We start from the raw sequence: 11,942 nt of genomic DNA on the forward strand, positions 1-11,942 counted from the left end.
TGTTTGTGCCCCTTGACGCCGGAAGCATTCCAGGGCCGGCGCAGGCGCGCAGGGCGTCGCCGGCTCTGTCATTCTTGGGGGTGCCACAGGTGCCCGGTCCACATCTTGCCTTCGCCTCCCGCCAACGAGCCGGCGCTGTCCGGCTACCGCTTCGGCGTCTTCGAGCTCGACCTCGCGCGCCGCGAACTGCGCCGCGGCGGGACGCGGGTCGAGATGCCGGCGCGCGTCTTCGAGTGCCTGGAGTGCCTGCTCCTGCACCGGGATCGCGCGGTTGCCCGGGACGAGCTGCTGCAGGCGGTGTTCAACCGCACCGACGTCAGCGACGGCCAGCTGGCGCAGGTGGTCCTGCGCGCGCGGCGCTGCGTCGACGACGACGGCCAGGCCCAGCACACCATCCGGACGGTGCCGCGCTTCGGCTTCCGCTGGGCCGCGGCAACCAGTGGGCTGGCCGGGAGGCGGGAGGCCCTGGACACCGGCTCGGCCGGCGGCGAGGCACCGCCGGAGCCGCCATCAACGCCAGCGGTGCCATTGCCAGCTGCACCTCAGGAACCCGCGCGTCGCGCTGGACCGATGCGCCGGGCGTGGGTGGTGGTGGGCGCGCTGCTGGCGTTGGCGGCCGTCGCCTGGTGGCAGTGGCCGCAGCCGCAGACGGGCCTGCCGATGGTGCCGGATGCTGCGTCCGCTGCCGCGGACGTCATTGCGGACCCTGCCGCAACCCTGGTGCTGCCGTTGGCGATCGACGCTGGCGACGACATCGCGTGGGCGCGGCTGGGCCTGATGGACTACGTCGCCGAGCGCATGCGCTCGGCCGGGCTCTCGGTGCCGCCCAGCGAAAGCACGCTGGCACTGCTCGGCGGCGCCGAGGGTGATGCCGGCCACGACCGGCTGCAGCGCGCGGTGCCCGGGGCGAGGGTGGTTGGCGGCGAGGTCGAGCGCCTGCGCGAAGGTTGGCGGCTGCGCCTGCAGGCGGTGTCCGCACATGGCCTGCGACACCAGGCCGAAGCCGAGGCCGGCGACCTGCTGTCCGCGGCAGCCGCCGCCTGCGACCGGCTGCTGGCGGCGCTGGGCCACGCTGCGCCGGCCGGCCGTGACGGCGCCGGCCTGGCGCTGGAAGAGCGGCTGCAGCGGGTGCGCGCGGCCTTGCTGGCCAATGAGCTCGCGACCGCGCGCCGGATACTCGAGGATGCGCCGCCGTCGCAGCTGTCGCAGCCGCAGCTGCGCTTCCGGCTGGCACAGGTCGACTATCGCGCCGGCGAGCTCGACGCCGCCGAGCGCGCCATCGCCGCGCTGCTGCGCACCCCGGAGGCCACGCGTGATCCGCTGTTACGCGCCCGCCTGCTGGCCTACAGCGGCGGCGCCAGGATCCGCCGCAACGCGTTGCACGAAGCAGTGGGCGACTACGACCGTGCGCTGGTGGCGCTGGCGGACGTGCCCCCCGGCGAGGGAGACCTCGAACGTGGCGCGGTGCTGATGGGGCGCGGGGTGGCCCTCGCCGCGCTTGGCCGCGGGGACGAGGCGATCGCCGACTTCGGCGCCGCGCGCACCCGGCTGCAGCGCGCCGGCGACCGGCTCGCGGTGGCACGCGTGGATGCCAACCTGGGCGCGCTCGAGCTCGGCCGCGGCCGCCCGGCGCAGGCCCTGGACTACCTTGGCAGCGCGCTGGCGGTGTTCGAGGGTTCGACCGCGATGAACGAACTGCAGGTCACCCGCTCGGCGCAGTCGGCCGCGCAGCTGCTGCGGCTTGATGCCGCCGCGGCGCTGGCGACCAGCGACGAGGTGCAGAAGCTGCTGCCGAAGACGCCGGACCCGGCGCTGCGCCTGGCAGCGGCGCTGGACCGCGGCAACGCGCTGATCGCGCTGGGTCGGCTGTCTGAGGCACGGCGGCTGCTGGAATCGCCCGATATCGCCGCGCGCAGCACGCCGCCGTACGAGCATCGCCGGGCGCAGACCCTGGTCGAACTCGCCTGGCGCAGCGGCGAGCCGGCGGCCGCGGTGGCGATCGCCGACGCCATCCTTGCCGACTGGACCCGCCTGCCCGGCGACTCGCTGCGCGACCATGTGCGGTTGCGCCGGGCGCAGGCCGCGGCCGTGATCGACGTGCCACCAGCCTCCGGCACGCGGGTCGACACCTCCGAGGGTCCGACCCCGGCCCTGCTGCTGGCCGCCGCGGTCGAACTGGGCGACAGCGTCGCCGCCGAGGTGGTCCTTGAGCAGGCCCTTGCCGCCGCCGAGGCCCGCGGCGCGCCGGCGGACATCGTCGAAGTGGTTGCCGTACACGCGCCCTGGCTGCTGCGCCGCGGCCGGGTGCGCGATGCCGAAGCCCTGGTCGGGCGGGTGGCGCCCTGGCTGGACCGCTGCTACGACTGCGCGGTGCTGCAGCTGCAGCTTGCCGAAGCGCTTGGCGAGGACGCCCTGGCCCGGGACGCCCGCGAGGCTGCCTCACGACTGGCAGGCGAGCGCCGCCTGCCAGAAGCGATGCCCGCCGTGCCCGCAGGCATCACGCGATAACGAAGCTGTCATCGATCGCGAATGCCTTCCCGCCCCCGCGGCGCCAAGGATCACATCGGGACCGGCGACTGCCGCCGGCCACGTCCCGGCGGGCCGCGCCCGCCCCTCGTGCAAGCAGGAGACACCCTTCATGCCCCGTCCATCACTCCTCGGCCTCGCCTGCGCGGCGGCCCTCGCCGCCAGCCCCGCCTTCGCCGCCATTCCCGTCGTCACCGACCTCGGCGACGGCAACTTCGTGCAGTCTGTTTCAGATGACGGCGCCGTCGCCGTCGGCGTGCGTGTGCTCTACGACGACGGCCCCGGGAAGCAGGGCGTCACCCGCTGGGCCGCCGCCACCGGCACCCGGGTTATCGGCGGCACCACGGAGGGCTTTCCGGACGTTTCCGCCGACGGCGGCGTGATCGCCGCGACGCTGCCCGGCGTCGACGACCCCGCGGTCAGCGAAGCCGCGTTCTGGACCCAAGCCGGTGGCTGGAAGCGCATCAGCGATTTCGAGATGATCCCGGCCATGCCCGGCTGGGCTACGCGGGCCAACGCGATTTCGGCCAACGGCGAGCGGCTGGCTGGTGTCACCGTCCCCCCGCCGATCGACTTCGGCAACATCCGCGCATTCAGCTTCAACCCCGATACCTGGGACGACCGCTGGGCCGACTACGGCTGGCAGGAGTTGCCGAAGATCCGCAAGGGCGGCTTCGGCGAGGCCACCGCGATCTCCGACGACGGCCTCATCCAGGCCGGCATCTCCACCACCGGCACCAGCAGCGCGTACCAGGCCGTGGTCTGGACCGACGGCCGCATCCGCCAGCTGTACGACAACACCGGCAAGGCCCTGGGTGGCGAGAGCGTGGCCTGCAACCGCGACTGCGGCGTGATCGTCGGCGGTGGCGGCGGCAACAGCATGCTGCAGCCGGTGCTGGCCTGGCGCTATATCGACAACGGCCGCGGCGGCGGCCTGGTCTGCCACTTCAATCCCGAGACGACCGCCGACACCACGGCGCTGCGCTACTACGCGCGCGCCACCAGCGGCACCGGTGGCATCGTCGCCGGCACCTACTACTACGACGAGGTGCCGCCGGGCGGCGGCTGGGCGCGCAATGTCGCCAAGGGCTTCCTGTGGATCGGCGACGCCAACGGCGGAACCATGCACGAGCTCACCGCCTACCTGGCCGGCCTGGGCGTGGCGCCGTTCCAGGACTGGCTGAACGTGAATGTCACCGGCATGTCCAGCGACGGCCGCTACCTTGTCGGCTGGGGCGACGACGCCAAGGGCGTGACCCGCGGCTGGCACATCGACTTCGGCGGCACGCCTGAGGCCACCGGCGGCAAGGAGGACTACACCGCGTGTCCGAAGCGTTCCCGACTCACGCCGCCGGGTTCGCCTGGGTTGGCATCGGCACCCGCGGCCGACGAGGCCGCTGGCGATGACCGCGAACTCCCGTTCGGGCAATTCGTCACCGGCAAGGGCGGCGCAGCCTACATCGTGGAACCCCGCGGCACCCGACTGTACGGCGGCGAGCACAGGAACCGCATGGTTGCCCTGATGTCGCTCGGCGGCGACCAGTACCTCGATCCCGCGACCGGCCTGCGCCTCGCCTTCGCCCGCGACGGTCGGGGGCTGGTCACCGGCCTGGCCGAGCGCCGTGAAGGCGCGGCCGCCGCGGTCTGGCGCGCGCGCACGAAGGACTGAGGGGGCGGGGCAGGCCACGCGTTGTTGTTCCGGGGCGGCCGTTCGTGCCGCCCCGGAACGATCTGCCCGCGCACGGGGTGGTCGAGGGTTGAAGCCGCTCTTACAGGTGGTGCCGGGCGAGGTAGTCCGTGGACTGCATCTCGATCAGCCGCGACGCGGTGCGCTCGAACGCACCGCCCAGGCGCTCGCCGGCATACAGCGCGTGCGGCTGCGCGGCGGCGGTGCAGACCAGCTTGACGCTGCGGTCGTAGGCCTCGTCGATGAAGGTGACGAAGCGGCGCGCGGCATCGTCGCGCGTGGCGTCCATCACCGGCACTTCGCCCAGCAGTACGGTGTGGAATTCGCTGGCGATCCCGATGTAGTCCGAGGCCGCGCGCGGGCCTTCGCACAGCGCGTTGAAATCGAACCAGGCCATGCCCGTGCAACGCGCGCGGGTGGCGATGCGCCGGCCCTCGAGTTCGATCGAGCCGTCGCGGTGCGCGTCGTCGCCGCCAAGCGCATGCCAGCGCGCCTCAAGCCAGGCGTCGGATTCACCGTCCAGCGGCGCGCGGTAGACCGGCGAGCGCGTCAGCTCGCGCAGCCGATAGTCGGTATCGCTGATGATCTCCAGCACTTGGCAGTGCCGCTCCAGCAGCCCGATCGCCGGCAGGAAACGCGCGCGCTGCAGGCCGTCGGCGTACAGGCCGGAGGGCGCGATGTTGGAGGTCGTGACCAGCACGATGCCCTCTTCGAACATCCGCTCCAGTACACGCGCCAGCAGCATGGCGTCGCCGATGTCGCTGACGAAGAACTCGTCCAGCACCAGCACGCGCAGCGAGCGCCGCCATTCGGCCACGATCGCCGCCAGCGGGTCGCGTTCGCCGGCATGCTCGCGCAGGCGCTCGTGGACCACGCGCATGAAGCGGTGGAAATGGGTGCGGCGCTTGCCGTTGCCGCCGCTACCGCCGGCATCGAGCTTGGCTACCGGCAGCGGCAGGCCGGCGTAGAACAGGTCGACCATGAAGGTCTTGCCGCGGCCGACGCCGCCCCACAGGTACAGGCCCTGCGGCGCAGGATCGCCGCCGCCGAACGCGCGCGCCAGCCAGCCGCGGCGCGACATGCCCACCACGGCCTCATGCACGCGGTCGAGCGCGGCCAGTGGCGCGTGCTGCGCGGGGTCGTCGTCCCAGTCGCCGCGCGCCACGCCCTCGCGGTAGGCCTGCGACGGACGCGCTGCGTCCGCTGCTTCAGCCATTGGCCGCCGGCAGGTGGCGTCGCGCGCCGCTCTTGATCGCACCGCGCAGGTCGATGAGCTTGCGGTGGAAGAAATGGCTGGTGTCGGGCATCCGCACCAGTTCCGGCTCGGCCTTGAGGCGGTCGAGCCAGTCGAAGACGGCCTGTGGGTCGACGATTTCATCGGCCTCGCCCTGGACCACCAGCCACGGCATCGTCGGCGTGGTGATGCTGTCGAAATCCCAGCGACCGGCCGGCGGCGCGATCGAGATCAGCATCGAGGGCTGCAGCTCGGCCGCCATCGCCAGGCTGACGTAGGCGCCGAAGCTGAAGCCGGCCAGCCACAGTTGGTCGTCGGGGCGCGCCGCGCGCACCCATTCGGCCACCGCGCGCAGGTCGCCGCGCTCGCCGTCGCCCTTGTCGAATTCGCCCTCCGAGGCACCGGTGCCCCGGAAGTTGAAGCGCACCGTGGCCACGCCCAGCTCGCGCAGCGCGCGCGCGGCCATGGTCACCACCTTGTTGTGCATGGTGCCGCCCTCGGTGGGCAGCGGGTGGCAGATCACCGCGGTCACCGGCAGGCGGCTGACATCGTCGTCCGGCAGGTCGACGGCGACCTCAAGCGCGCCGGCGGGGCCGTGCAGGGTCAGGCTGCCTGAGGCATCGGGAAATGGCGGGTGCTGGCTCATGCGGCCAATGATAGTCGTCCCGCTGTCGGGGGACGGTGGTCCGTCCTACCGCGTACGCAGCCGCAGCCCGACAACCAGCGGATCATGGTCGGAGGCGCGCCAGGGCGCAGTGCTTGTTTCGCCGTCGTTGGTCGCCGGATCGACGACGTTCGGAGCTTCATCGGCGTTGCTGTGCCAGATTCCGGCGTCCTGCAGGCGCCCGCCCAGGGCCGGGCTCAGCAGGGCGTGGTCCAGTCGGCCCGCCTGGGCGTCGTAGACATAGGTGTAGGGCTGCCCGCCGTCCGCCGCGGCCAGCGCGTCGTGCCAGCCGGCGTCGATGAAGCCGCGCACCGGGTCTTCCATGGCGTAGGCATTGAGGTCGCCCAGGACCGCGACCAGGTCGCTGCCGCTTGCGGTGGGATCGCCGGCGAGCCAGGCGCGCAGCGCCTCGCCCGATGCGCGGCGCGTGGCGTTGAAGCAGGCCTGGCCATCGCCCTGGTCGAGGTCGGCGCCCGTGGCGTCGCGGCAGCCCTTGGACTTGAAGTGGTTGGCGACCACCACGAAGGCCGGGCCGCTGCCGGCACGGAAGGCCTGGGCCAGGGGCGCACGGCTGAGCGGGCCGAAGGGGCCGGCCTCGAGCGTGGCCGCCTGGCCGAGCGCCTCGACCCGATCGGCGCGGTAGACGATGCCGACCCGGATCGGGTTGTCGCCGGGGCCGCTGGCGGCATCGACGAAGCGCCAGCGGAGGCCGTCCGGGTCCAGCGCGGCGACCAGCCGGGCCAGGCTGGAATCGGCGTCGTAGCCGTCGTTCTCGAGCTCCAGCAGGGCGACCACGTCGGCATCGAGCGAGCCGAGCGTTGCCACCAGGCGGGCGAGCTGCGCCTGGTAGTCCTCGGGCGTGCGCGCACCGCGCGCGGTCGGGAAGCCGCCGCCGCGGCCGTCGCCGTTGAACAGGTTCTCGAGGTTGAGGCTGGCCACGCGGACTTCGCCGGCCACCGTGGGCGCCGCCGGGCGCGACGCGGGCTGCAGGACTTCCGCGTCGCGCAGATGCAGGCGCGGGCCGTCCTCGCCAACCTGCAGGTCGCCTTCCGCAGCGTCCAGCGTGCCGCCGCTGCGCCAGATGCGCGGATGGCCGGCCGCCTGCGCGGGAAGCACCAGGACGAGGCTGCGCTCGTGGTTGGCATCGGCGATCGCCTTGGCCGCGGCGCCGGGCAGGGCGACCTCGGTGGGGGTCCGCAGGCGTTCGCCGAAGGCCGCCACCACGGTGCCGTCGCGGCCGATGCGGTGGTTACCGGAGACCACCAGGGGTGCGGTGATGCGCACCCGCTGGCCGTCGAGGACGCTCCAGTCGGCCGGCGGCGCCGCGAGTTCGACCGTGGCGATGGCGGCCGGCGCTTCGCGCGCGGGGGTGGCTGCGCAGGCGGACAGGGCCAGCGCCAGGACGCCGGCCAGGACCGGCAGCAGGATCGGGGCGGGCGGTGCGGGCGTGCTGCGGCTCATGGGGACCTCGGGACGGAAAGCGGGAGTGCGGAAACGAAAACGCCGCCCGGGGGGCGGCGTCGGCGACCGAGCGGACGGCCAGCTTACTTCAGGCTTTCAAGCATCCAGTCGACGGTCGCGATGACCTGCTCGTCGGTGAGCGCGGGGTTGCCGCCCTTGGCCGGCATCATGCCGGTCGCGCCGGTGAAGCCGTCGATGGCGTGCCGGTGCATGGTGTCGGTGCCCTGCGCGATGCGCGCGGTCCAGTCCCCGGCTTCAAGCTTCGGGGAGCCGGCGACGCCCGCGGTATGGCAGCCGGCGCACAGGTTGCCGTAGATGACCGAGCCGTCCAGCGTGCCGCCATAGGCGACTTGGGCCGTGGCGGCGGCAGCTGCGGCGACGGCCGCGGCTGCCTGGGCGGCGGCACCGGTATCGCCGGCATACACGGCGCCGATGGGCGCGAGCCGGTTGGCCGTGTGCCTGGCGGTCGAGGGATCGACCTCGGTCGGCAGCGACTTGTGCACGAAGTAGGAGAGGACGATCAGACCGAGGGTCACCACGGTCAGGAAGCCGATCACCAGGGAGAATCGCTTGAGGAAATCGAGGTCGTAGTTGCGCACGGAACACCATTGGCGTGCGTGGCCGGCGGCCACAGCTGCGCTGGATTATAGAGCACAGTCAGCTTGCAACGCAGCGTTCCGGTGCGGCGGACGCCGGCTGGTATGATGCGCGCTTCGCCGCGCTCCCGATGCCACCGCCAACATTGGCGATTCCGGGCGCGCCCCATGGCGCAGCTGATCCAGCTTTTCCTCCCCGACAGGGTTTCGCCCGGACGCTTGCCGTCCGGCAGGATGTATTGCGTGCTGCGTCCCGTTCCGGCCCATGTGGCTGACAACCAGGGAGCATCCGCCCGTCCGTGGCCGACCTCACGTTCTACCAACTGCAAACACCCACCGTCCTCCTGCTGATGCTGGCCTTCTATGGCGGCACCTTCCTGATGTCCACGCGCATTGCGCGCAGGGACGAGAACGTCGACGGATACATGACCTCCAACGGCGCCGTGGGCTTCGGCATCTCCGCCGCCAGCATGACCGCCACCTGGATCTGGGCGGCCTCCTTCTACGCCGCCGCCACCTCCGGCTACAAGTACGGCATCTCCGGGCCGATCCACTACGGCCTGTGGGGCGCGCTGATGATCCTCTTCATCTACCCCTTCGGCCGCCGCTTCCGCGAGGTCGCGCCCGAGGCGCACACGCTCGCCGAGATCATGCACGCCCGCCACGGGCGCTCCAGCCAGCTGATCCTGGCCGGCTCCAACATCGCCGGCAGCGTGATCAGCCTGATGGCCAACTTCACCGCCGCCGGCGCGCTGGTGGCGATGCTGTCGCCGCTGGACTTCGTGCACGGCGTGATGATCGCCGGCGTCGGCACCCTGTCGTACACGCTGTGGTCGGGCTTCCGCGCATCGATCATGACCGACGTCATCCAGGTGGCCGCGATGCTTGGCGCCGCGGCGCTGATCATCCCGCTGGTGTTCTTCAACGCCGGCGGCATGGAAGCGGTGTCGCAGGGCTGGGACCGCCTGAGCGCGGAGCAGGCGACGATGTTCTCGAAGACCGCGTTCCTCGAGCAGGGCGCGCCGTACTTCGTGGCGGTGCTCGCCTACGCGATCGGCAACCAGACCATCGCCCAGCGCCTGTTCGCGGTGCGCGAGGACCTGATCAAGCCGACCTTCATCACCGCCACCATCAGCTACGGCGCGACCGTGATCGGGCTGGGCATGCTGGGCGTGGTGGCGCTGATGGTCGGCATCGAGCCCGCCGCCGGCGACCACAACAACCTGATCCCGCAGATGGCCTCGAGCTATCTGGGGCCGGTGATGATCGGGGTGTTCTTCATCATGGTGATCGGCTCGCTGTCGTCGACCGCCGACTCGGATCTTGCCGCGCTGTCGTCGATCATGATGACCGACATCTACGGCAAGAACCTCGCGAAGGGCCGGGTCAATCCGGCCACCATGCTGTGGGTGGGGCGGATCACCATGATCGTCGCCACCACGGCCGGGCTCATCTTCGCCAGCTTCCGGGTCGACATCCTCTCGCTGCTTGTGTTCGTGGGCGCGCTGTGGGGCTCGATCGTGTTCCCGGTGATCGCCAGCTTCTACTGGAAGAAGGTCAACAACCGCGCATTCACCACCGCGGTGCTGGTGTCGCTGGTGGTGTTCACCGTGGCGCGCTTCGAGCTGGTCCCGATCGCGGGTGTGTTCGCGCTGCTGCTCGAGGTCTTCGCCACCGTGGGCGCGGGCGTGGTGCTGGGGCTGATGACCTTCGGCTTCTTCGGCAGGCGCGCGGGCCTGGCGGTGGGCACGCTGGCCGCGCTTGCGCTGGCACCGTTCACCATCGGCTTCCTGCGCGACTACGCGGTGCTGCTGAGTTCGCTCAACGCGTACGGCGTGAGCACGGTGGTGTGCGCCGCGCTGAGCGTGCGCAGCAGGGAGGACTTCGACTTTGCCCTGATCGCCAAGCGCGTGCGCAACTTCGACACCACTGATGATGTCGCCCGCCCAGGCGGCGATGCCGGCCCACGGCCGGCGCTGACCCCGGAGGTGATCCGATGAGGGACCTGTTGATGACCGCCTATGTGCTGGTGTGGCCGGTGCTGGTGGCGGTGATGATGTTCATCATGGGCCGCGGCGTGTGGCGCGACGTGCGGCGTGCGAAGCGGAGCGGGGACGACCTGGTCTGAGCGACAACCCGATCAGGCCGACCCGCGCGGCTAGAATGCGCTCTGCCCAGAGCCGGGGAATCCCGTGTCCCGATTCAGCCTGTTCCAGCGCGTCTCCAAGGTCCCCACCAAGCCCCGGACGGCCCAGGCGCCGAAGGCGTTCGACGTCGCCGACCTTTACCAGGGACCGGTGGCGACGGGAGGCGCGGCGGCGGCCACCGACCGGTCGCTGGACGAGAAGCTCCGCCAGGCCTACTTCTGGATCGTCAACAACGCGATCATCAGCCCGCACTACGACATCGAGTACCAGGACGGCCCCGGCGCCAGCTATGCCGTGGGCGATACACGGCGGGTGCTGAACCTGCCTTCGGCGCAGAGCTACTCCAGCTATGTGCTGCTGCCGCTGCTGACGTTCGCGACGCGGCGCAAGTGCCTGTTCGTCGGCGGCCCCGGGCGCGGCAAGACCGCGAGCGCGATCCTCATGGGCGTGCTGGCCGGCTATCCGGTGCGCGAGGTGCGGCGGGCGATGCAGCGCGGGCATCCGCAGATGACGATCGCCGACCTGCTCGGCAATCCGCTGCCGGCCGACCTCGTCGGCGCGCAGAGCATGGATGACATCCGCATCGCCTGGCGGCGCTGGCTGTCGATGCGGGTCAAGATCATCGACGAGTACAACCGCATCCCCACCCGCACCCAGAGTGCGCTGCTGACGCTCATGGGCGACAACTACGCCGAGCTGCTCGACCAGGTATACGAATGCCCGGATTCGGCCTGGTACCTGACCGCCAACGACGACCGCGGCGGCGGCACCTACCAGGTGATCGAGGCGCTGCGCGACCGCATCGACGTGATCGTGCAGGCGCTGGCGTTCAACCCGCGCTTCCTGGACGAGATGCTGCTGCGCATCGAAGAGGACATCCGGCCCGAGGACGTGGTGCCGCCGGAGATCGTGTTCACGCAGGAGGAGGGCGACCGCATGGTCGAGGCCATCCGCGCGGTGGAGGTGCCACAGGAGGTGCGGCGGCGGATCGAATTCTTCAGCAGCCAGTTCGAGCTGATGGAAACCGCCGGCGCGCAGTTCGAATACCTGACCAAGGACACCGTGCGCCTGGCCGGCGCCGACTGGGCGCAGGCCACCGCCGCCGACACCGGCCGCGACCGCAACAAAGACCCGGGCTGCCAGACCCGCAACGGCCTCTCGGTCCGCAACCTGATGACGCTGCTGGTCTATGCCAAGGCGATGGCCTACTTCCGCGGCAATGCCGTGGTCGAACTCGAGGACGTGCGCCAGGTGCTGCCCTTCGTCCTCAACGACAAGCTGCAGCCCGACCTCGACGCGCCGTTCTTCGCGCGGCCCGAGAACGCGCCCTACCGCACCGACCGCCTGAGCTGGCTGCGCCGCCTGTTTGACGACGGCTGCGCCGAATACGACCGCCTGGACCTGGACCGCGACGACCCGGTGGGGGTGCTGTCGGCGGAGTTCGCGCACGGCCTGGACGGCGTCGGCGAACGCGAGGCGCGGGCGCGCATCGGACGCATAGAGCGCGTGATCGCCGAGCGGGTGAAGGGACGCAAGCTCTACGGGCACCTCTACGACGACCTGCTGAAGCTGAAGTACCTGCACCAGCGCTACACCAACTACCTCGCCTGGCTGCAGGCGCGCTGAG

General features: G+C 71.5%; 9 protein-coding genes. 5 read left to right on the forward strand and 4 right to left on the reverse strand.

What is annotated here, in order from left to right; translation table 11 throughout:
• Positions 1–105: 105 nt before the first annotated feature.
• Positions 106–2,508, forward strand: a complete 2,403-nt coding sequence (locus ACW7GZ_RS07935; RefSeq protein WP_457004101.1) for a winged helix-turn-helix domain-containing protein — start codon at positions 106–108, stop codon at positions 2,506–2,508.
• A 130-nt stretch (positions 2,509–2,638) separates the two neighbouring features.
• Positions 2,639–4,195, forward strand: a complete 1,557-nt coding sequence (locus tag ACW7GZ_RS07940) for a hypothetical protein (RefSeq protein WP_457004102.1) — start codon at positions 2,639–2,641, stop codon at positions 4,193–4,195.
• A gap of 100 nt (positions 4,196–4,295) precedes the next feature.
• Here ACW7GZ_RS07940 and zapE read toward each other — a convergent pair whose 3' ends face one another.
• The 4 genes from zapE to ACW7GZ_RS07960 all read right to left on the reverse strand — a co-directional run bounded on the left by zapE (position 4,296) and on the right by ACW7GZ_RS07960 (position 8,171).
• The gene (zapE, locus tag ACW7GZ_RS07945; protein ID WP_457004104.1) at positions 4,296–5,429 is read right to left on the reverse strand and encodes a cell division protein ZapE; all 1,134 of its coding nucleotides are present in this window, start codon (positions 5,427–5,429) and stop codon (positions 4,296–4,298) included.
• On the reverse strand, positions 5,422–6,093 hold the full coding sequence (locus ACW7GZ_RS07950) for an alpha/beta hydrolase (RefSeq protein ID WP_457004107.1): 672 nt from the start codon (positions 6,091–6,093) through the stop codon (positions 5,422–5,424). Before ACW7GZ_RS07950 ends, zapE begins: the two co-directional genes overlap by 8 nt.
• 45 nt (positions 6,094–6,138) lie before the next feature.
• Positions 6,139–7,572, reverse strand: coding sequence for an ExeM/NucH family extracellular endonuclease (locus tag ACW7GZ_RS07955; protein ID WP_457004109.1), 1,434 nt, complete (start codon positions 7,570–7,572; stop codon positions 6,139–6,141).
• An 83-nt stretch (positions 7,573–7,655) separates the two neighbouring features.
• Complete coding sequence (locus tag ACW7GZ_RS07960) at positions 7,656–8,171, reverse strand: c-type cytochrome (protein ID WP_457004111.1); 516 nt, start codon at positions 8,169–8,171, stop codon at positions 7,656–7,658.
• Positions 8,172–8,467: 296 nt separating this feature from the next.
• On the opposite strand from ACW7GZ_RS07960, the gene ACW7GZ_RS07965 reads away from it, so the two are divergent.
• From ACW7GZ_RS07965 to ACW7GZ_RS07975, 3 genes are all read left to right on the forward strand, one after another.
• Positions 8,468–10,168 (forward strand): sodium:solute symporter family protein, encoded by a 1,701-nt coding sequence (locus tag ACW7GZ_RS07965; RefSeq protein ID WP_457008673.1) that lies wholly within the window; start codon positions 8,468–8,470, stop codon positions 10,166–10,168.
• Positions 10,165–10,296 carry a putative transporter small subunit gene (locus ACW7GZ_RS07970; protein WP_343276293.1) on the forward strand — a complete coding sequence of 44 codons (132 nt, stop codon included), beginning with the start codon at positions 10,165–10,167 and terminating at the stop codon, positions 10,294–10,296. Before ACW7GZ_RS07965 ends, ACW7GZ_RS07970 begins: the two co-directional genes overlap by 4 nt.
• 64 nt (positions 10,297–10,360) lie before the next feature.
• Positions 10,361–11,941 carry an AAA family ATPase gene (locus tag ACW7GZ_RS07975; protein ID WP_457004115.1) on the forward strand — a complete coding sequence of 527 codons (1,581 nt, stop codon included), beginning with the start codon at positions 10,361–10,363 and terminating at the stop codon, positions 11,939–11,941.
• Position 11,942: the final 1 nt, after the last annotated feature.

This window comes from Luteimonas sp. A537, from assembly GCF_054052065.1.